Source organism: Nonomuraea sp. NPDC050022, from assembly GCF_044460705.1.
Classification (GTDB): Bacteria; Actinomycetota; Actinomycetes; order Streptosporangiales; family Streptosporangiaceae; genus Nonomuraea.
The window spans coordinates 101,100-121,310 of sequence record NZ_JBITKE010000010.1 but is presented as its reverse complement, the minus strand read 5'-3'; the positions used below and the strand labels follow the sequence as shown (position 1 = coordinate 121,310).

20 protein-coding genes are annotated in these 20,211 nt (G+C 70.3%); 11 read left to right on the top strand and 9 right to left on the bottom strand.

Annotated features, from left to right (window positions below):
- Nucleotides 1-38: 38 nt before the first annotated feature.
- The 6 genes from ACIBO2_RS38495 to ACIBO2_RS38470 are packed head-to-tail and all read right to left on the bottom strand — an operon-like array spanning nt 39 to nt 5,806.
- Nucleotides 39-884 (bottom strand): phosphotransferase, encoded by an 846-nt coding sequence (locus tag ACIBO2_RS38495; RefSeq protein WP_358535071.1) that lies wholly within the window; start codon nt 882-884, stop codon nt 39-41.
- Between the two features lie 43 nt (nt 885-927).
- Nucleotides 928-1,842, bottom strand: coding sequence for a carbohydrate ABC transporter permease (locus ACIBO2_RS38490; protein WP_358535069.1), 915 nt, complete (start codon nt 1,840-1,842; stop codon nt 928-930).
- A gap of 14 nt (nt 1,843-1,856) precedes the next feature.
- Nucleotides 1,857-2,771 (bottom strand): sugar ABC transporter permease, encoded by a 915-nt coding sequence (locus tag ACIBO2_RS38485; protein ID WP_358535067.1) that lies wholly within the window; start codon nt 2,769-2,771, stop codon nt 1,857-1,859.
- Complete coding sequence (gene ngcE, locus ACIBO2_RS38480; protein WP_358535065.1) at nt 2,771-4,183, bottom strand: N-acetylglucosamine/diacetylchitobiose ABC transporter substrate-binding protein; 1,413 nt, start codon at nt 4,181-4,183, stop codon at nt 2,771-2,773. The genes ACIBO2_RS38485 and ngcE overlap by 1 nt, the downstream gene beginning before the upstream one ends.
- A gap of 18 nt (nt 4,184-4,201) precedes the next feature.
- Nucleotides 4,202-4,936 (bottom strand): SIS domain-containing protein, encoded by a 735-nt coding sequence (locus ACIBO2_RS38475; RefSeq protein ID WP_358535061.1) that lies wholly within the window; start codon nt 4,934-4,936, stop codon nt 4,202-4,204.
- Nucleotides 4,937-5,806 (bottom strand): MurR/RpiR family transcriptional regulator, encoded by an 870-nt coding sequence (locus ACIBO2_RS38470; protein ID WP_357946641.1) that lies wholly within the window; start codon nt 5,804-5,806, stop codon nt 4,937-4,939.
- A gap of 79 nt (nt 5,807-5,885) precedes the next feature.
- On the opposite strand from ACIBO2_RS38470, the gene ACIBO2_RS38465 reads away from it, so the two are divergent.
- Nucleotides 5,886-6,830, top strand: coding sequence for a BadF/BadG/BcrA/BcrD ATPase family protein (locus ACIBO2_RS38465; RefSeq protein ID WP_358535059.1), 945 nt, complete (start codon nt 5,886-5,888; stop codon nt 6,828-6,830).
- Nucleotides 6,831-6,924: 94 nt separating this feature from the next.
- Here ACIBO2_RS38465 and ACIBO2_RS38460 read toward each other — a convergent pair whose 3' ends face one another.
- Entirely contained in the window at nt 6,925-8,001 is a 1,077-nt protein-coding gene (locus tag ACIBO2_RS38460; protein WP_397303808.1) for an acetyl-CoA acetyltransferase, read from the bottom strand.
- A 337-nt stretch (nt 8,002-8,338) separates the two neighbouring features.
- Here ACIBO2_RS38460 and ACIBO2_RS38455 point away from each other — a divergent pair, with 337 nt between their 5' ends.
- Genes ACIBO2_RS38455 through ACIBO2_RS38445 form a run of 3 tightly spaced genes read left to right on the top strand, consistent with a single transcriptional unit; the run spans nt 8,339 to nt 10,829 of the window.
- Nucleotides 8,339-9,187, top strand: a complete 849-nt coding sequence (locus ACIBO2_RS38455; protein ID WP_357946632.1) for a LysR family transcriptional regulator — start codon at nt 8,339-8,341, stop codon at nt 9,185-9,187.
- 15 nt (nt 9,188-9,202) lie between these two features.
- Nucleotides 9,203-9,955, top strand: coding sequence for a MerR family transcriptional regulator (locus ACIBO2_RS38450; RefSeq protein WP_358535052.1), 753 nt, complete (start codon nt 9,203-9,205; stop codon nt 9,953-9,955).
- Nucleotides 9,956-9,965: 10 nt separating this feature from the next.
- Nucleotides 9,966-10,829: an alpha/beta hydrolase gene (locus tag ACIBO2_RS38445; protein ID WP_358535050.1), complete on the top strand. Its 864-nt coding sequence runs from the start codon at nt 9,966-9,968 to the stop codon at nt 10,827-10,829.
- A gap of 7 nt (nt 10,830-10,836) precedes the next feature.
- Here the strand turns inward: ACIBO2_RS38445 and ACIBO2_RS38440 are convergent, their stop codons facing one another.
- On the bottom strand, nt 10,837-11,514 hold the full coding sequence (locus ACIBO2_RS38440; RefSeq protein ID WP_358535048.1) for a ThuA domain-containing protein: 678 nt from the start codon (nt 11,512-11,514) through the stop codon (nt 10,837-10,839).
- 105 nt (nt 11,515-11,619) lie between these two features.
- Here ACIBO2_RS38440 and ACIBO2_RS38435 point away from each other — a divergent pair, with 105 nt between their 5' ends.
- From ACIBO2_RS38435 to ACIBO2_RS38425, 3 genes are read left to right on the top strand one after another with little or no spacing between them, the layout of a single operon-like run.
- Nucleotides 11,620-12,483, top strand: a complete 864-nt coding sequence (locus ACIBO2_RS38435; protein WP_358535045.1) for an NAD(P)-dependent oxidoreductase — start codon at nt 11,620-11,622, stop codon at nt 12,481-12,483.
- Between the two features lie 7 nt (nt 12,484-12,490).
- On the top strand, nt 12,491-13,336 hold the full coding sequence (locus ACIBO2_RS38430) for an RNA polymerase sigma-70 factor (RefSeq protein WP_358535042.1): 846 nt from the start codon (nt 12,491-12,493) through the stop codon (nt 13,334-13,336).
- A gap of 18 nt (nt 13,337-13,354) precedes the next feature.
- Complete coding sequence (locus tag ACIBO2_RS38425) at nt 13,355-14,116, top strand: SDR family oxidoreductase (protein ID WP_358535040.1); 762 nt, start codon at nt 13,355-13,357, stop codon at nt 14,114-14,116.
- Here ACIBO2_RS38425 and ACIBO2_RS38420 read toward each other — a convergent pair.
- Complete coding sequence (locus ACIBO2_RS38420; protein ID WP_358535038.1) at nt 14,106-14,678, bottom strand: TetR/AcrR family transcriptional regulator; 573 nt, start codon at nt 14,676-14,678, stop codon at nt 14,106-14,108. The two genes, ACIBO2_RS38425 and ACIBO2_RS38420, sit on opposite strands and share 11 nt — an antisense overlap.
- Nucleotides 14,679-14,762: 84 nt before the next feature.
- Between ACIBO2_RS38420 and ACIBO2_RS38415 the strand changes: the two genes are divergently transcribed.
- The 4 genes from ACIBO2_RS38415 to ACIBO2_RS38400 all read left to right on the top strand — a co-directional run bounded on the left by ACIBO2_RS38415 (nt 14,763) and on the right by ACIBO2_RS38400 (nt 20,195).
- Nucleotides 14,763-16,412, top strand: coding sequence for an FAD-dependent oxidoreductase (locus ACIBO2_RS38415; protein WP_358535035.1), 1,650 nt, complete (start codon nt 14,763-14,765; stop codon nt 16,410-16,412).
- Nucleotides 16,409-17,845: an ATP-binding protein gene (locus tag ACIBO2_RS38410; RefSeq protein WP_358535033.1), complete on the top strand. Its 1,437-nt coding sequence runs from the start codon at nt 16,409-16,411 to the stop codon at nt 17,843-17,845. The genes ACIBO2_RS38415 and ACIBO2_RS38410 overlap by 4 nt, the downstream gene beginning before the upstream one ends.
- A gap of 99 nt (nt 17,846-17,944) precedes the next feature.
- Nucleotides 17,945-19,078 carry a M20 family metallopeptidase gene (locus ACIBO2_RS38405; protein ID WP_358535031.1) on the top strand — a complete coding sequence of 378 codons (1,134 nt, stop codon included), beginning with the start codon at nt 17,945-17,947 and terminating at the stop codon, nt 19,076-19,078.
- A gap of 61 nt (nt 19,079-19,139) precedes the next feature.
- The gene (locus tag ACIBO2_RS38400) at nt 19,140-20,195 is read left to right on the top strand and encodes an LLM class flavin-dependent oxidoreductase (protein ID WP_358535027.1); all 1,056 of its coding nucleotides are present in this window, start codon (nt 19,140-19,142) and stop codon (nt 20,193-20,195) included.
- Nucleotides 20,196-20,211: the final 16 nt, after the last annotated feature.

Sequence of the window (20,211 nt, the reverse complement as noted above, 5' to 3'; positions counted from 1 at the left end):
CGTGATCAGCTCAACCGGCGGGCCGGCTCTACCGATGGTCAGCTGAAGGTCCATTCGAGGTGGGCCAGGGCGGCGTCGGCGTAGTGGCGCGGGCCGGTGCTCAGGCCGTAGGCGAGGTCCTCGATGAGCGCGCACCTGGCATAGAAGACGACTCTGGCTCGGTCGAGCTCGTCGAAGTCGCGGTCGTAGTGCGCCAGGGTCCGTTCGAAGACCTCGGGGCCCAGGTCGCGGTAGATGAGCGCGAAGTCGTGCGCCGGGTCGGTGACGGCGGCGTCGGTCCAGTCGATGACGCCCGTCAGCGTGCTGGTCGCGGCGTCGGCCAGCAGGTGCTCGCTGCCCAGGTCGTTGTGGCAGAAGCGCGGGTCGCGCGGCTCGTCGGGCGGTGTGTCGCGTAAGAACCGCTCCACCAGCGACCGCTGCGCCGCCGGCACGTGCCGCTCGACGTCGCGATAGTCGAGCCCGGCGTCCACCAGCAGGGTGGGCGCCGGGTAGAGGTCGAGCGGCGCCAGCTCGCGCAGGTCATCGACCGGGGCGCTGTGCAGGGCGCTCAGCAGACGGCCGAGCGGGGCGGCCAGCGACGCGGGGTCCGGCACCGGGTGCTGGTTGAGCGGCTCGCCCGGCAGCTTGCGGTAGGCGATCACGCCCTGCTCGTGGTCGGCGAAGACCACCTCGGGCACCGCCACGGTGGCCAGCTCGCGGACCGCGGCCAGCAGGTCGACCTCGCGCCGCGTGGCCACCGGATCGGCGGTCTTGCCGCCCCTGACGATCAACTCTCCGTTGACCTCGTAGACCTCGTGGTCCAGGCCCTGCCCGGACTCGGTCAGAGTGCGCACCTCGACGTCGGGGAGGTGGCGGGCCAGCAACGCGCGGATGTCGCCGATCACACCAGCAGCCTAGGCCCGGCGGGTCGGGTGCGCGAGAGGGTAATTACTTGAGCGCCCCCGCGGTCAGCCCCGACTGGATCTGGCGCTGGAAGACCGTGTAGACGACCAGCATGGGCAGGATGGCCAGCGTCAGGGCGGCGAACAGGGCCGACCAGTCCTGGTCATAGCCCGCGGCCGTCGAGATGTCGGCGATGCCCTGGGTGAGCACCCACTTGTCGCGCTCCTGCAGCAGCACCAGCGGCAGCTGGTACTGGTTCCACTGGCCGAGGATGTTGAAGATCGTGATGCTGACCAGGCCCGGTCTGGCCATGGGCAGCATGATCTGGAAGAACACCCGGGTGTGCGAGGCGCCGTCGACCATGGCCGCCTCCGCCACGGCCGTGGGCAGCGTACGGAAGAAGGCCGACAGGAAGAACACCGTGAACGGCATCGAGTAGGCGATGTAGACCAGCACGAGGCCGGCGTGGGTGTTCAGGCCGATGAACGGGCCGATCAGCGGGACGTTGCCCATGTTCTGCACGACGAAGAACAGCGGCGACAGGGCCAGGTAGACCGGGAAGGCCAGGCCCGACACGAACAGCAGGTAGACGGCCCGGTTGCCGCGGAAGGGGTAGCGCGACAGCACGTACGCGGCCATCGAGCCGGCCAGCATCGTGCCGAACACGCTGAAGGCGACCACGATGACGCTGTTGAGCATGTACTGGCCGATGTGCGCCTGCTCCCAGGCCCTGGCGAAGTTGTCCCAGCGCAGGCTGGCCGGCAGGGACCAGGCGTCGCCGAAGATCTCGTCTTCGCTCTTGACCGACGCCAGGAACGTCCACAGGATCGGCACCACCGTGAGCACGGTCCACAGCAGCAGCGCGACGTGCGACAGGATCGCCATCGGCCCGAGCCGCTTCCGGCTCTCCTGGCGGGCCAGCTTGCGGGAGTTGGCCACCGTCCACGAGGTCGTCGTCATCAGTACTCATTTCGCTAAAACTCGATTCGTTCGCGCCGCGTAAGACGCAGCGAAAGGATCGCGAACCCGACGGTGAAGAAGAACATCACGACGCCCAGGGCCGAGGCGTATCCGAAGCGGAAGTATTGGAAGGCGTTGCGGTAGACCTCGGCCGCCATGACCGTGGTCGACCAGTCGGGCCCGCCGTGCTGGTCGGTCATCACCCACACGATCGCGAACACGTCGAGGGCGATGATGCCGAGGTAGACCCAGGCCACCTGGATGGTGTCCCAGAGCAGCGGCAGGGTGATGCGGAAGAACAGGCTCAGCCGCCCGGCGCCGTCGATCTGCGCCGCCTCGAACATGTCCTTCGGGATGGAAGCCAGGCCGGCGGAGAAGAGCACCACGTAGAACCCGACCGCCTGCCAGACCATGACGCCGAGCACCGACCAGAACGCGACGCCCGGGTCCGACAGGAAGCCGATCGGCTTGCCACCCAGCGCCATCAGCGGCGCGTTCAGCATCCCGCTGCCGTCCGGCCGGAACACCTGCTGGAACAGCACCGCCACCACCGCGACGGCCAGCACCTGCGGGAAGAAGAACACCACGCGGTAGAACTTGGAGCCGGTGATCCCGCCCACGGCCCGCCCGCCGCCGCCCACGTTGAGGAGGAAGGAGAAGAACAGGGCGATGATGATCGTGACCAGGGGCAGCAGGACGAGCAGCCCGGCGTTGTGCGTGACCGCTTTCCAGAACGTCCCGTCTCCGAGAAGCCGGCGGAAGTTCTCCAGCCCGATGAAGGCCGGCGTGGCCGAGACGCCGCGCCAGTCCGTCATCGAGATGTAGAACGCCTGGATGTATGGAGAGATCACATAGACCAGGTAAAGGGTCACCGGGGCTGCCAGGAACGCGGTGATGAACAGCCCTCGGCGATACCTGTTGAACAGCATCAGCGCTTGTACTTCTTGATCGAGGAGTCCTTCTTGATCTCGTCGGCCTTCTTCTGGATGCGCTCCAGATACTTCTCCGGCGTGAGGCCGCCGGTCATGAGCTCACCGGTGGCGGCGACGGCCTCGTCCTTGAGCTGGAGGTACCAGGTCTGCCAGCGGTAGTAGACGATGTTCGCGCCGGCCTCGGCGTAGGCCTTGGTCGCGCTCGCGGCGCCCGGGGACAGCTGGCGGCCCTCACCCGCGCCCTTGACCGTCGAGACGGTCTTGACCATCTCGCTGAACTCGCCGGCCGCCTTCTTCGACAGCATGGCCCGCAGGTACTCCATGCCGCCCTGCGGGTTGGCGCCCTTGGCGGGGACGATGAAGTTCTCGCTCGGCTGGCTGTGCAGCGTGCCGTAGGGCATCTTGTCGGAGCTGGTGAAGTCGGGGACGGGGAACATGCCGTATTCGAAGTCGGCCGGGGTGGTGGTCTTCTGCTCGTTCTCCAGCCAGGAGCCGGAGGGCAGCATGGCCACCTTGTACTTGTTCTGGGCGGTCTGGGTCTGCACGTGGTCGAGGCCGGCGGTGCCCTCCAGGAGGTACTTGGCGCCGATCTCGGCCCAGGCCGTGGCGGAGGTCTTCATGGCCTCCGTGGTCCAGGCGCCGTCCTCGAGGTTGTCGATGTTGACGAGGACCTCGGGGCCGCCGATCTTCGCGGCCATGGTGAGCAGCACTTCGTACAGGTATTGCGGGAATTTTCCGGCGTAGGTGAAGGGGGCCATCTTGCCGGACTTTTTGATCGTTTCGTTGAGCTTGAGGAACTCGTCCCACGTCTTGGGGGGCGCCCAGCCGTTGTCCTTGAACGCCTTCTGCGAATACCAGATGCCGAAGATGTAGTTGACGTAGCCGAGCACGCTGAACGTGCCGTCCATGGTGCCGATGTCGATGACGGCCGGGTCGATGGTGTCCCTGACCTTGGTGCCCGGGTCGTCCCAGCTCGGCGCGTCGAGCAGCGGGGTGAGGTCCTGGAGCTGGCCGTCCTGGGCGAGCGCGCCGAAGTCCATGGCGTTGGCGCCCGAGTTGTCGATCACGTCGGGCGGGTTGCCGCCGGCGAACCTCGGCTGGAGGACCTTGGTGATCTCCTTGGTGGCGTTGTGCTTGATCTCCACCTTCGGATACTTCGCCTTGAACAGCGGCTGGTGGATGTTCTTGGCGTAGTCCTGGCCGAAACCGCCGTCGAAGATCCACACCTCAAGCGGCTTGCTGTCCGAGACCCCGAAGGGGTTGGCCGCGCTGGTCGCGACCGGGGCTGCCGACGACGAGGCTGACGGCTTCGCGGCCGGGGTCGCGCACGCGGCGAGCGCGCCCGCCACGGGGACCAGCGCGGCACTCCGGAGAAGCTCGCGCCTGGTGAAACGGGGGGTGTCCGGCATATTTCTACTCCTGACTAGTCATGCTCCACGTCGGATCCGCCCTGCGTAACGGCTCTCCAGGGCCTTGTTGTGCTCGTCGCCGCCGGCCACGTTGACCGACAGGTAGATGGGCGGCGTCTCGCCGAGCGCCACGAGCTCGGCCACCGCCTCGGTCACCACCATCTGCGCGAGCAACGCCGAGGTGACGGTCGAGATCGCGCCGTAACCGCCGCCGCCCGGCAGTTCGAGGATCGCGTCCCCGTACGGCGCGCCGTTGTCCAGCACGACGTCGGCCAGGTCGAGCAGCTTGCGGCCCGACGGGTGGCGCGAGGTCATCTGGCTGCTGTGCTGGACCGAGGTCAGCGCGATCAGGGGATGGCCGCGGTCCTTGACGATCGTGGCCAGCTCGACCACGGCTCCGTTGATGCCCGAGCTGGAGATCAGCACGAACACGTCCTGCGGCGCGACGGGCGCCAGTTCGTAGATCCGGTGGGCGATCTGCGGATCGCGTTCGAGCTCGGGGGTGAGCACGCTCGGCGGCTGACCGCCGTACAGGACGAGGTCGCGCGGGGTGAGCCGGTTACTGGGGACCAGTCCCCCGGCCCGTCCGGCGATCTCCATCGCGATCGCTTCGGAATGTCCGGATCCGAACGCGTTGACCACGCCGCCCGCCCGCAGCGACGCGACGAGCAGGGCGGCGGCGCGGCGTACCGGCTCCGCCTGTGTCTCCACGACCTGGTGTGCCAGCTCCAGGGCCTTCGTTGCGAACGTCATTCAGCCTCTCTCCACCCGATGGCTCTCCACGGCGCTGATCGTGAGCCCGAACGCCTGGTTGGTGCGCTCGTAAGTGCGCTGGGCCACCGCCACGTAGACGGCGTCGAGCACGAACAGCTGCGAGTGGACGGCCGCCAGCCCGCCGAGCCGGAAGGTGGTCTCCCTGCTGGCGGTGGTGAGCACCAGGTCGGCCAGCTCGGCGAGCGGCGAGCGGGCGAAGGAGGTGACCGCGACCGTGGTGGCCTCGTGACTGCCGGCCTCGGCCAGGGCCTCCATGACCTCGCGGGTCCGGCCCCGGTGGCTGATGCCGATCGCGACGTCGCCCGCGCCGAGCAGCGCGGCGTCCGACAGCGCGACGTGCGCGTCGCCCGCGCTCCAGCCCGGGATGCCGATGCGGCGCAGCCGGCCCTCGAACATGGTGGCGACGTTCCCGCTGGTGGAGACGCCGACGAGCAGGACCCGCCGCGCGGCGACGATGGCATCGGCCACCTGGGCGACGATCTCCGAGTCGAGCTGGGCGGCGGTGTCCTGGATGAGCCGGGCGTCGGCCGCGGCCATCACCTCGATCGCCGAGTCGAGCGGGTCGTCGGGCCCGATCTCGTGCCCCACGCCCGCGCCCCAGCCCGCCTGCGCGGCCCGGCCGGTCTCGGTGGCCAGCGCCACGCGCAGCTCGGCGTAACCGGAGAAGCCGAAGGCCCGGCAGAACCTGGTCACGGTCGCGGGCGAGCTGCCCGCGCGCTCGGCCAGCGCGATGATGGTCGACCGGGCCGCCTCGGCCGGATCACCGAGGATCACCTCGCCGACTCTGCGCAACGCCTCCGGCAAACCGGGTAGTTCTGTTTCCACACGCCCGAGGGCCCCTGAAGTCACGAATATTCCTTCCGGATACCCGGTCTTCCGCCGAAAATTATTCTTGCTTCTCCGCGGAGTCAAGTCCCACAATCGGACCGTGACCATTTCGCTCACCATTGGGGTGGATGCTGGCGCCACCTCCACCCGTGTCGCCGTGCACTCGCTCGACGGCACGCGCGTCGGGTACGCCAGGGCGGGCGCGGGCAATCCGAGCGCCCACGGCCTGGCGAACGCGGTGACGGCGATCGAGACCGCGCTCGGCGGAGCCCTGGCCGGGCTGGACGCCTCGTCGGTCGTCGCCTCCCTTGCCGGGATCTCGGGGTTCGTCGACGAGATGGAGCCCGCGCTGGCCAAGGTGTGGGCGGGGCACGGCATCGCCTCGGGGCCGCGGCTCATGGGCGACACGGTGATCGCGTACGTCGCGGGGTCGCCCGAATCGGACGGCTCGCTGCTGCTGTCGGGGACGGGGGCGGTGGCGGCCCGGATCACCGGCTACCAGCTTGACGTGATCGCCGACGGGCTGGGCTGGCTGCTGGGCGACGCGGGGTCGGGCTTCTGGATCGGGCGCGCGGGCGCCAAGGCCGTCGTCGCCGAGCTGGATCGCGGCTCCTCGGCGGGCCCGTTGGTCGAACTGGTCGTCGAGCACTTCCTCGGGGCCGAGCGCGGCCCCACGCCGCGCAAGGTGGCCGATCGGATCGTCCGGATGGCGCAGGCCGACCACATGCGCCTGGCCGCCCTGTCGGCGCTGGTCAGCCAGGCCGCCGAAGCGGGCGACCCGCTCGCGCTCGGCATCGCCCACCAGGCCGCCGAGCACCTGGCCGCCACGGTGCGGCGGGTGCACCGGTCGGGGCCGGTGGTGCTCGCCGGGAGCGTGCTGACGAGCGAGGGTCCGGTACGGCAGGCCGTACGCGAGCTGCTGGCCGGTGAGAGCGTGGCCACGGCGCGGGACGCGGCGGGGGCGGCGGCCTGGCTGGCGGCGCGCGACCTGCTGCCGGAGGCCGACCGGCGGGCCTCGCACGCGGCGTTCACGGCCGGTCCTTGACGGCCTGGGCACCCCTCCAACCCGACGGCCGGCCCTTGGCGGCCTGGGCGCCCCTCTAACCTGACGGCCGGTCCTTGATAGCCTGGGCACCCTTCTACCCCACCAGGAGCGCCGCGCTTCCGTAGCTGCCGCCGAAGCCCGTCGCCAGCGCCACTTCACGGCCGCCGCGCACTTCCCGGACCGCCTGGGCCACGTTGTTCAGGCCGTGCACATAGCCCTCCGACAGCAGGCCGCCGTGCGGGTTGATCCAGGCGTGGCGGCGCTCCAGCAGGTACGGGCCCAGGTCCGCGCGAGGGACCAGGCCGAAGTCCGCCAGTTGCCGCGGGACCAGCCAGGAGTAGGCGTCGTACGGCAGTGCCGCCTCCACGTCCGACGGCCGCATGCCCGACGCCTCCCACAGCATGGGGGCCACGTACTCGGAGAAGACGGCGCTCACGTCCGGCGCGCGGTCCATCGCGGAGCAGCCGGGGCCGCCGCCGCGTACCACGGCCTGAATGCGCGGGCCACCGAGCACGCCGCTGACCAGCAGCGCGCACGCGCCGTCGGTCTCCTGGCAGCAGTCGACGGTACGGAGCGGAGTGCAGACGTACGGTCTGGCCAGGTACTCCTCGAACGACAGCGGCTCCCGGCGCAGAGCGCGGGGGTTGGTCTTGGCGTTGTCCCTGGACTGGGCGACGACGGCGTGCAGGTGTTCCGGGCCGAGGCCGGTGTCGTGCAGGTAGCGGGTCGCGGCCAGGGCGAAGAGCGGAATCGGGCCGGCCATGCCGTAGGTGAACCGCTCCTGGGGGCCGGTGGAGACGGTGTTCATGCGCTTGCCGGAACGCCCGTTAAGCGCCCGATAGATCAGGATATTTCGTGCTAAACCGGCGTGTATGAGCATGGCTGCGTCGCCCAGGATCGAGGCGGCCTGGGTGCCGCCTCCGGCTATGTCGTTGTGCCAGCCCAGCCGGTCGATGCGCAGCGCGCGGGCGACCTGGGTGACGGGGGCCGAGTCGTTCATGTGGTAGCTCAGGACCGCGTCCACCTCCGTGGGCGCGATGCCCGCGTCGGCGCACGCCGTACGGCAGGCCTCGACCGCCAGGTCCAGCTCGGTGCGGCCGGACTCGCGCGTCAGCGCGGTCATGCCGACACCGGCCACGGCCGCCCGGCCGGCGAAGGGCTGCATGCCCACCTCCTGCCTCACTGAAGGCTGCCTCACTGAAGGCTGCCTCGCTAAAGGCTGCCTCGCTGACGGCTGCCCGGCTGACGGGCGTCGGGTCACTCGCCGGGGCGGGGCGCGATCCACCCCGGCGGGTGACGCATGTGGTGCTCGCCCGTCACGCTAACGCGGCGGCGGTTTCCGCACAAGCGCTTGCTCGGCATGTCTCCCACGGACGACCGCGAGGGGCGCTCACCGACTGGCCGCGGAAACAGTCACCCCGCGGTGACTGAACCCCTTCACAGCAGCTAGTCCGTTCTGTAATACGGAGGTGCGACGATAGCCCATCCCCATCACCTCGAGGTGAGCGATGGATCTACGCCACGTACGCTACGCGATCACCATCGCCCGTGCGGGCAGCCTGCGCCGTGCGTCCACCGTGCTCCACATCGCCCAGCCCACCCTTTCCGAGCAGCTCAGGGCGCTGGAGAAGGAGATCGGCGTCGAGCTGTTCACCCGCTCGTCCAGCGGGGTGCGGCTCACCGAGGCGGGTGAGGTGTTCCTTGCCCAGGCCACGGTGGCGGTCGACGCCTTCGAACGCGCCGTGGCCGCCGCTCGGGGCAAGGGGCAGACGGTTCGCTTGGGGGTCGCCGACGGGCTGGGGGATGTGGTGGCCCGGCTCCTGTCGCAGGTTCAGGAGTCGCGGCTGCGGGTCGCGCCCATGTGCACGGCCGAGCAGATCATCTCCCTCATGGACGGAACCCTTCAGGCCGGGCTCGGCTACGCCCCCGGCTCGCTGCCCAGGGGCGTGGCCCGGATGCTCGTCCAGCGGGCCCAGGTGCTCGCCCTGCTCCCCCGCGATCACCGGCTGGCCTCGGTCGAGCGGCTGCGGCTCGCCGATCTGGCGACGGAGCCGCTCGTCATGCCGGAGTCCGACGCGGTGGCGGGTGCGCGCCGGTTCCTCGAAGGGTTCGTCCGGCTCGGCCTGCATCCCCGGCTCGGCCCCGGGGCGCCCACCCATGACGCGGCCGTCGCCATGGTCGAGTCGGGCGCCGGCTACACGCTCTGCGTACGCGGCGGCCTGCCGGTGCCGGAACGCCTCACCTTCATCCCCGTCGCCGAGGAGATTCCGCCCCTTGAGGTGGTGTTCCTCTGGAACCGGCAGGCCGACGTGGACGATCTCGTGCACGCCGCCCGGCATCTCGCACGCTCTGGATAGCGCTATTATCTAGCGATGCGCGTTTCGGAGCTGAGTGTCGAGTCCGGTGTGGCGATCGCGACGATCAAGTACTACCTCCGCGAGGGCCTGCTGCACCAGGGTCGGCAACTGGCGGCCACCAGAGCCGACTACGACGACTCCCACCTGCGCAGACTCCGCCTGATCAGGGCGCTGCTCGAAGTGGGCCGGCTGCCCGTCGCGGCCATCAAGCAGGTCATCGAGGCGGTGGACGACGAGTCGCTCTCGGTGCATCGCATGCTCGGCACCGCCCAGTATGCCCTGGGCCCCACCATCGAGCCGGAGCCCGGTGCGGAGTGGGACGCGGCGCGCGGCCAGGTCGATCTGCTCATCGAGGAGCTGGGCTGGGACGTCGCCGCCACCGCTCCCGCGCGGGACGAGCTGACCCATACCGTCGTCAGGTTGAGCCAGCTGGGCCTGTCGAGCGACCTGACGGTCTATGCCCAGACGGCTCAGCGACTCGTGGCCGAGGTGGAGATGGACACGGTGCCGTTCGACGGGCCGCGCGAGGCCGCCGTCGAGGCGCTGGTGCTGGGCACGGTCCTGTACGGGAGGGCCTTCGACGCCCTGCGCCGCCTGGCCCACGAGTCGGAGTCGGCGCGCCGGGTCGGCGGCGTCCGGGAAAGCCCGAGCGGGCGCGACGATCTTCCGGAAGACCTGAGCGTTCCAGAAGACCTGAGCGTTCCGGAAGACCTGAGCGTTCCAGAAGACCTGAGCGGGCGCGTGGATGGAAGTGATCAGCCGGGGTAGGCGCGGGCGAATGTTCGATGACTTCGTGACCGACCGGATCGACGTGGGCCAGGCCGAGCTGTTCGTCCGCCACGGCGGCTCCGGCCCGCCCGTCCTGCTGCTGCACGGCCACCCGCGCACCCACGCCACCTGGCACCGGGTGGCCCCGCTGCTCGCCCCCGACCGCACCGTGGTCTGCCCCGATCTCAGGGGGTACGGGCGCTCGTCCAAACCGCCGACGACCGCCGATCACGAGCCGTACTCCAAGCGCGCGATGGCCGGGGACATGGTCGCGCTGATGCGCTCGCTCGGCCACGAGCGATTCGCCGTCGTCGGTCACGACCGCGGGGCGTACGTGGCCCACCGACTGGCGTTCGACCATGCCGACGCGGTCACGCATCTGGTCGTGCTCGACAGTGTGCCCATCGGTGCGGCCCTCGCCCGATGCGACGCCGGCTTCGCCGCCAGGTGGTGGCACTGGTTCTTCCTCGGCCAGACCGCCAAACCGGCGGAACGCGTGATCAACGCCGATCCCGACGCCTGGTACCGCGCGGGGCCCGAGCAGATGGGCGCGGAGGCGTACGAGGACTTCCGCCGGGCGATCCACGACCCCGAGGTCGTACACGCGATGTGCGAGGACTACCGGGCAGGACTGGGGGTGGACCGGGCGGCCGACGACGCGGACCGGGCCGCCGGACGGCGCGTCGCGTGCCCGATGCTCTTCCTCTGGGCGACAAGGGATGACATGGAGGATCTGTACGGCGACCCGCTGGCGGTCTGGCGCGAGTGGGCGTCCGACGTGCGCGGGCACGCCCTGGACAGCGGCCACCACCTGGCCGAGGACGTCCCGGACGAACTGGCCAAGGCCATCCGCTGCTTCGTGGCCGGCGCGTAAGCGCTTCTCAGTCGGTCACGGCCACCGGGCGTTTCAGCAGCCACAGAGCGGCCCGTTGCAGCAGTGTGCGGTGGATCTCGTTCTCGTAGGACCTGACGTCGTGCCCCAGCGCGTCGTACACGACCCGCCCCCGCCGCACCGGCCGCGCCCACACCAGGGGCTGCCCACTGGCTGACGATGCGAGCGGCTGCACGTCCGGCAGCACGTCGAGGTCGCTGTAGACCTCGTCCACCAGGTCGAAGTCGCGCAGCCCCTCGACGATCTCGTGGCCGCCGTGCACGCGGACCCCGGTCCAGCCCAGCGGCGGGTGGTGGGACTTGGGCCAGGCCCAGCAACCGCCCAGCACGCGCGGCCACCCCTGCCAGTCGTCGAAACAGATGGACGCCGAGTGCATGCACAGCAGGCCGCCACCCCGATCGAGGTGGTCGAGCAGCGTGGTGCGGGCCTCGGCGGGCAGTTCGAAGCGCCACTCGTCACGCAGGTCGGCGAAGCGGTCGAGGCCCATCTGCCAGCGCAGCGCGTTGACGGTGATGAGCTGGACCTCCGACGGCTCGCTCAGCGCGCCCGCGATGTCCTCGGTGATGTCGGATTCGATTCCCACCCCGGCGAGTACTTCGGCGAGCGCCGTCGACGTGGCCTCGAAGTCATGGAACAGGCCTCCCGAAAGAATCAGATTTCTCGCCACGTCCCAACCTCATCATGCTTGTCGCGGCATTTCTACCCGCGGACTGTCACATCGCCAGAGGCTGTCCCGTCCTGATGACGAGATACACCGACCTTTGGAGTGATCATGAGAGTTCTCGTCGCCGGGGCCACGGGCGTCATCGGGCGCCGCCTCGTCCCGCTGCTCGAAGCCGTGGGCCACGAGGTGATCGAGCTGTCCCGGTCGAAGAACGCCGACGCGCTCGACCGCGACGCGACCCGCCGGTTCGTCCGGCAGGCCGCCCCCGACGCGGTCGTGCACCTGCTGACCGCCATCCCCAGGACGATCGACCCGAGGCGCATCGGCAAGCAGTTCGAGCTGACGAACCGGCTGCGCGTCGAAGGCACCCGCAACCTCCTCGACGCGGCCCCGAACGCCAGGTTCATCGCCCAGGGCCTCGCCTACGCCTACGACCCGGCCCCTGGGTTGGCCGACGAGGACGCGCCGCTGTGGCGGGATCCGCCCAAATCGTTCGCGCCCGTGATCCAGGCGCTGCGTGAGCTGGAGCGGCAGACCGCCGACGCCGGTGGGCTGGTGCTCCGGTTCGGCCACCTCACCGGCCCCGGCTCGGCGTACGACGAGGACGGGTCCACCACCGAGGCGGTCAGGGCGGGCAAGATGCCGATCGTCGGCGACGGCGGATCGGTGCTGTCGTTCACCGGCGCGCACGACGCGGCCACCGCCATCATCGCCGCGCTCGACCGGAACGTCACCGGCGCGCTCAACGTGGTGGACGACGAACCGGTCAGGATGGGCGACTGGCTGCCCGCCTACGCCGCCTCGCTGGGCGCTCCGGCCCCCAAGCGGGTGCCCGCGTTCCTGGCCCGGCTGGCCGTCGGCCCCTTCGGCGTCGCGTACATGACCAGGCTGCGCGGCGCCGACAACAGCCGCGCCCGGCTCGCGCTCGACTGGCGGCCCCGGCGCCCGTCCTTCTTCGACGTCCCGGCATGATGCCGTCGTGGATTTCGAGGACTACCGCCCCATGCTGCTCGGGCTGGCCTATCGCCTGCTCGGCAGCATGTGGGACGCCGAAGACGTGGTGCAGGAGGCGTGGCTGCGCTGGCAGGCCACGGATCACGCCGAGATCAGGGAGCCCCGCGCGTTCCTGGTGACCGTGGTGTCCAGGCTGGCGCTCGACCAGCTCCGCTCGGCCAGGGTCAGGCGCGAGAGCTATGTCGGCCCCTGGCTGCCCGAGCCGGTCGCGACGGCCGAGGCCGGGCCGCTCGACACGGCCGAGCTGCGCGACACCGTCTCGTACGCCACGCTGCACCTCATGGAGCGCCTGTCGCCGCCCGAGCGGGCCGTGTTCGTGCTGCGGGAGGCGTTCGAGCTGCCGTACGACCAAATTGCCGAGATCGTCGGCTGCTCGCTCGCCAACGCCCGCCAGCTGCACCACCGGGCCTCGGCGCGCCTGGCGCAGGGCCGTGACCGCTTCCAGCCGACCTCGGAGCAGCATGCCGAGCTGCTGCTGAAGTTCGTGGCGGCGGCGTCGGGCGGCGACCTGGGCGCGCTCACGGACCTGCTGCACGAGGACGTCGTGGCCTGGAACGACGGCGGCGGCAAGGTCCGCGCCGCGCTCCGCCCGATCCTGGGCCGCGAGAAGGTGGCGGCGTTCGTCGGCGGGCTGGTGTCGCGCTACGACTTCGGCCGCACCGAGCTGGTCGAGGTCAACGGCCATCCCGCCGTCCTGACCAGCGTCGCGGGCAACGAGCAGCTCGTCGCGATCGAGATCCGCGACGGCCGCATCCACAGCCTGTACGGTCTGCTCAACCCGGACAAGCTCTCACGGGTACGGACCGGTTGACGACCTATAGTCACCTTCATGGATCTGGGCATCAAGGGCAAGGTCGCGTTGGTCACCGGAGGCAGCGCGGGCATCGGTCTCGCGGCGGCCAAGAGCCTGGCGCGAGAGGGCTGTGCCGTCTGCGTCAGCGCGCGCAATCCGGAACGACTGGCCGACGCGGTGGTCGAGCTGCAGGAGTTCGGCGGCGTGGTGCACGCCGTGCTCGCGGACGTGGAGGACCACGACGCCGCGGTGCGGGTGGTCGCCGAGACGCGTGACGTGCTCGGCCCCGTGGACATCCTGGTGGCCAACGCGGGCGGACCGCCCCCGGGCCGGTTCGTCGACGCCGGCCTGGGCGACTGGGACGTCGCGGTGCAGCGCAACCTGCTCGGCACGGTACGCCTGATGTACGCCGTGCTGCCGGAGATGCGCGCCCGCGGCTGGGGCCGCATCATCACGATCACCAGCGGGTCGGTGCGCCAGGCGATCGACGGCCTGGCCCTGTCGAACGCGACCCGCTCCGCCGTGGCCGGGATCGTACGCACGCTGGCCCGCGAGGTCGGCGGCGACGGGGTGCTGGTCAACAACGTGCTGCCCGGCCCGATCGACACCGAGCGGCTGCGTGAGCTGGCGGGCGGCGACGAGGGCCTGGCCGCGCGGGGCGGCGGCGTGCCGGTGGGGCGCGTCGGGCGTCCCGAGGAGGTGGGGGACGTGGTGGCGTTCCTGGCCAGCGAGCGAGCCTCGTTCGTGAACGGGGTCTCGATGCTGGTCGACGGCGGGGAGAGCCGCGTCATCGCCTGATCAGGGTCGCGACGATCGCGGTGGCCCACGCGTCGGCCGGCTGCCGCGGGTCGGCGAAGAAGGCCAGGTGGGCGCGGTGGAAGCAGGCGCCCATCAGCAGCGAGGCGGCGGCCCGGGCGTCGATCGCGCCGTCCAGCCTGCCGAGCTCCTGCTCGGCCCGCAGGATCTCGGCGAGGACCTCGATCGGCATGTGCGGGCCGGTGCCCGTCGTGGCGAGCATGCGCCTGAACCCGGCCAGCAGCGACGGATCGGACATCATCCCTGAGCTAATAGCGGCTGCCCGGCCGTAGAAGTCGAGGGCCGCCAGCGCGAACTCGGTGAGGTGGGTCGCCAGGTCGCCCTGCCCGACGCGCTCGCGCAGCGTGGCCAGCGCCGGGGCGAGCGCGGGCAGCCGTTCGAGCAGAACCGCCAGGATCAGCGCCTCCTTGCCCGGAAAGTGCTTGTAGAGCAGCGCCTCGGAGCAGCCCGCCTGCGACGCGATGCGTTTCGTGGTCGCCCCAGCCATGCCGAATTCGTGAATGGCCTGCTCAGCGGCATCGATGATGCGATCGCGCGTGTTCATGGGCGCATCTTAGTAGTGAGCGCTCACTGACTTGGCAGAACATGACATCCTTCCTTAAGGGACATAAGTGGGGAAGGTAGGGCCATGGACAAGCCGGTCATCGTGACGGTGGACGACGACCCAGGCGTATCGCGGGCGGTCGCTCGCGACCTGAGGCGCCGCTACGGCCAGCAGTACAGGATCGTCCGGGCGGAGGCCGCCGACCAGGGCATGGAGGCGGTGAAGGAGATGCGGCTGCGCGGCGACGACGTGGCCGCGATCTTGGCGGACTACCGGATGCCGCAGATGAACGGGGTGCAGTTCCTTGAGGCGGCGATGGACATGTATCCATATGCCCGCCGGGTGCTGCTGACCGCCTACGCGGACACCGACGCCGCGATCCAGGCGATCAACGTGGTCGACCTCGACCACTATCTGCTCAAGCCGTGGGATCCGCCGGAGGAGAAGTTCTATCCGGTGATCGACGGCCAGCTGGACGCCTGGCACCGTACCGAGCGCATCGAGGTGGCCGAGCTGCGCGTGGTGGGCGACCGGTGGTCGGCGCCGTCGTACAAGGTGCGGGAGTTCCTGGCCCGCAGCCACGTGCCGTACCAGTGGCTGCTGGCCGAGGACCCGGAGGGCGCGGAGCTCGTCGCGGCGGTCGGCGCGGACTGCCGGCTGCCGCTGGTGGTCACCGCCGACGGCGTGTCGATGCAGTCGCCCGACCAGGCGTCGCTCGCCTCGGCCGTGGGCCTGTCGACCACGCCGGCGACCGACTTCTACGACCTGATCGTGATCGGCGGCGGCCCGGCCGGGCTGGGCGCGGCGGTCTACGGCGCCTCCGAGGGGCTCAACACCGTGCTCATCGAGGCGCACGCCTCCGGCGGACAGGCGGGTCAGAGCTCCAGGATCGAGAACTACCTGGGCTTCCCCGACGGCGTCTCCGGCCAGCAGCTGACCGACCGGGCGCGCAGGCAGGCGCTGAAGTTCGGGGCCGAGCTGCTGAGCGCGCAGAAGGTCAGCCATCTGGAGCCGCGCGGCCAGGCCAGGGTGGTCGGGTTCAAGGAGGGCGGCGAGATCGCCGCGCACGCGGTGATCCTGGCGACCGGCGTCACCTATCGCCGCCTGGAGGCACCCGGCCTGGACGACTTCGTCGGCCGGGGCGTCTTCTACGGCGCGGCGCTGACCGAGGCGCCCTCCTGCAAGGACAGCGAGGTCTACATCGTCGGCGCGGCCAACTCGGCCGGTCAGGCGGCGGTCTACCTGGCGGGATTTGCGAGCAAGGTTCATTTGTTGGTGAGAGGTGACGGTTTGGAGAAGTCCATGTCGCACTACCTCATCGAGCAGATCAACGCGCTCCCGAACATCGAGGTGCACTTCCAGACGCAGATCACCAGCGCCGCCGGTGACGGGCACCTGGAGCGCCTCACGCTCTCGACGAAGGGCGAGGAGTGGGTGGCCGAGACGCAGTGGCTGTTCGCGTTCATCGGCGCCGAGCCCTTCACCTCCTGGCTGGGCGACACGGTCGAACGCGACGACAAGGGGTTCGTGCTGACCGGGCCGGACCTGGTGCAGGGCGGCAAGCGGCCACGCAACTGGACGCTCAGGCGCGAGCCTTACTTCCTGGAGACCAACGTGCCGGGAGTGCTCGCGGCGGGTGACGTGCGGGCCGAGTCGATCAAGCGGGTGGCCTCCGCCGTCGGTGAAGGCGCGATGGCAGTCGCGCTCGTGCATCGTTACCTGGAGAAGCAATGACGATCGACATCGACGAACTCCGCAAGCTCTTCCTGTTCGAGCGCCTGACGGACCACCAGCTCACCAAGCTGGCCCTCAGCGGGCAGATGCGCAACTACGCCCAGGACGAGATCATCATCCAGCAGGGCGACCCGGCGGAGTGCTTCGCCGTGCTCGTCGAGGGCGAGATCCAGATGATCCAGGAGACCGTCACGGCCGGGACCGTCGCCATGCCACGCAGCTCCCAGCCGGGTGTCTACGGCGGGGCCACCAGCGCCTATCTCGGCGCCCGGGCCCCGGAGCGCTACCAGCACAGCCTGCGGGCCACGGCGCCCTCCCGGATGTTCCTGCTGCCGGCCAGGAAGTTCGCGCACATCGTGGCCGAGTGGTTCCCGATGGCGATGCACCTGCTCGACGGCATGATGTCGGGCGGTCGCATGCAGCGGGAGGTCATCGACCGGCGCCAGCGGCTGACCGCGCTCGGCACGATCACCGCCGGGCTCACCCACGAGCTGAACAACCCGGCGGCGGCGGCCGTACGGGCGGTGAGCGAGCTGCGCACGCTCATCAGGACCTCCCGCGTGCAGCTGGCCCAGCTCGCCGAGGACGGCATACCGCCGGAGCGGCTGCGGGCCCTGATCGACATGCAGGAGCAGTGCACCGCCGCCGTCGGCAACCTGCCGCCGCGCTCGCCGATGGAGATCTCCGACGCGGAGGACGACCTGGGCGAGGCGCTGGAGGAGCTCGGCGTGGAGGACGCGTGGGAGCTGGCCCCGGCGCTGGTCAACGCCGGATTCAGCCGCGCGCACCTGGAGAAGGTGCACAAGAAGGTGGGCCAGGAGCACGCGGGCGCCGCGGTGCACTGGCTGGCCGAGGCGGTCGAGATCTCGCAGATGCTCGGCGAGGTGACCGAGGCGACCGAGCGGATCACCTCGCTGCTCGCCTCGGCCAAGCAGTACTCCCAGATGGACCGCGCGCCGTTCCAGGTCTGCGACGTGCACGACCTGCTCGACAGTACGATCGCCATCTTCCGCGGCAAGATCCCGCCCGGCATCAGCGTGGTCACCGACTACGACCGGACACTGCCGGCGATCCCGGCCTACGCCGGCGAGCTCAACCAGGTGTGGACGAACCTCATCCACAACGCGCTCGACGCCATGGGCGAGGAGGGCACGCTGACCATCCGTACCGCGCACGACGAGGACGAGGCGATCATCGAGATCGGCGACACCGGCCCCGGCGTACCGGACGCGATCAAGGACCGGATCTTCGAGCCGTTCTTCACCACGAAGAGCGTCGGCCAGGGCACCGGTCTCGGGCTGGACATCTCCTACCGGATCGTGGCCGGTCGGCACGGCGGCGAGCTCAAGGCACGGTCTACGCCCGGCGACACATGGTTCGAGGTACGGCTGCCGCTGCGCGAGGCCTCGGCCGCCGCGTCTCCTGCCGCGTAAGGAAACCGCACAAGGTGCCACAGGCTTGGCACCAAAGGCGTGGGAACTGTCACATTCGCGTCTCGTGTCAGGGTCATGTGTCCTGGAAAAGGGATTCATGTGCCCATCACCCGCTGGACCAGCCAAGTCCTGCCCGCGATGCTCGACGACCTCAGGACGGTCGTCGAGCTGGAGACCCACAGCTACGACAAGGCCATGCTCACCCGAGGGCTGAGCACCGTCCGCGCCCTGGTGGAGGAGCGGCTCGGCGTGCCGGACCAGGCGGTCGTGCGCGACGGTGGCCAGTACGGCGACGTCCTGGAGCTGACCTATCGGGGCACCGCCCCCGGCACCGTGCTCATGCTCGCCCACTACGACACCGTCTGGCCGACGGGGACGCTCGCGGATTGGCCGTTCACCATGTCGGACGGAAGGATCACCGGGCCGGGCGTGTTCGACATGAAGACCGGGCTCGTGCAGTCGGTCTGGGCGCTCAGGGGCCTGCGCGAGCTCGGTCTGCCGCACCCGAGCCTGACCTACCTGTTCAACGGTGACGAGGAGATCGGCAGCCTGTTCTCCCGGCGGCACATCGAGGCCGCCAGTGCGGACGCGCTGGCCAGCCTGGTCTTCGAGGCGTCGCTGGACGGCCTGCTCAAGACGGCCCGCAAGGGCGTCGGGAAGTTCGAGGTGGCGGTCAAGGGCGTCGAGGCGCACGCCGGGCTCGACCCCGACTCGGGCGCGAGCGCCATCCACGCCATCGCCGAGCTCGTCAGCCACCTCGCCGGATCCGACGCGCGGGAGCTCGGGACCACCCTGAACGTCGGGCTGATCAGCGGCGGCACCGGGTGCAACGTCGCGGCGGGCCGCGCCACCTGCGGCATCGACGTCCGGGTCGCGCAGGCGCCGGAGATGGAGCGCATGAACGAGGTGTTCGCCGGCCTGCGCGCCTCCGACCCGCGCGTGACGGTTACGGTCACCGGCGACTGGAACCGGCCGCCCATGACGCCCAACCCGCCGTCGCGCCGGCTGTTCAAGGAGGCGCGGGCGGTCGCGGCCGGGTTCGGCTGGGAGCTGAAGGATGCGGCGGTCGGCGGGGCCAGTGACGGCAACTTCGTCTCCGCGCTGGGCCGCCCGGTGCTCGACGGCATGGGCGCGGTCGGCGCCGGTGCGCACGCGCGGCACGAGCACGTGCTGATCGAGCACATTCCCGAGCGCACCGCCCTGACGATGGGGCTGCTCACCGCCCTCGCCTAGGAAACGGGGCCCGTGGTACTCTCCCAAGCGAGCGCTTGGTTTACCACTGAGGGGCCGCCGCATGAAGTTCTCGACCTTCCACCTCTTCCACCGGTTCGACGGGCAGAGCTTCAAGGACGTCTACGACTACCACCTGGAGCTCATCGAGCTGGCCGAGGAACTGGGGTTCGACGGGGTACGGCTGGCCGAGCACCACTTCCGCGACTACGGCGTCGCGCCGAACCTGTTCACCATGCTCGCCCACGCGGCCGCCCGCACCTCGCATATCCGCCTGGGCACGGGCATCGTGGTGCTGCCCCTGCACAACCCGATCCACGTGGCCGAGGAGGCCGCGCTGGTGGACGTGCTCTCGGGCGGCCGGCTGGATCTCGGGATAGGGCGCGGCTACCAGAGCTTCGAATTCGAGGGCTTCGGGATCGACCTGGCCGAGGCCCGTGACCGGTTCAACGAGGCGCTGGAGGTGATCCTGGGCCTGTGGACCCAGGAGACGTTCCAGCACGAGGGCAAGTTCTACAAGACCGGCGCCGAGGTCTCGCTGACGCCGCGTCCCCTCCAGGCGCCGCACCCGCCGATCCACGTGGCCGCCGTCTCCCCCGAGACCGTCACCATGTACGGCGAGCGCGGGCTGCCCATCCTGGCCGACCCGGCGGCGACGTTCCGCAAGGTCGTCAGGGCGGCCGAGACCTGGCAGGAGACGGCCGCCCAGGCGGGGCACGCGAACGGGAGCGAGCTGGTGGTGGCGCGCAGCGTCTACGTGGCGCCGACGGTCGAACAGGCCCGCGAGGACCAGGCCAGGTTCGAGGCGTCCTTCGACCGGTCGCGGATCTTCAACGAGCGCAGCGCGCCGATCGACCCGAAGACGGGCAAGGCCGCGCAGGGCTTCGAGTACTACCAGGACCGCTACCTCAAGGGCGGCTCCGTATCGGCCGACTTCCGCTGGGAGCAGCTGGAGGTGATCGGCGACCCGGCGCGGGTCATCGACCAGATCTCGCTGCTGCGCGACGCCGGGTTCGCCAACCTTCTGTGCGACTTCGGCAGCACCCGGCCGATGCCGCTGGAGGAGATGAAGAAGGTCATGCGGTTCTTCGCCGCCGAGGTCATGCCCGCGTTCCACTGACGTTCCCAGGAGCTGC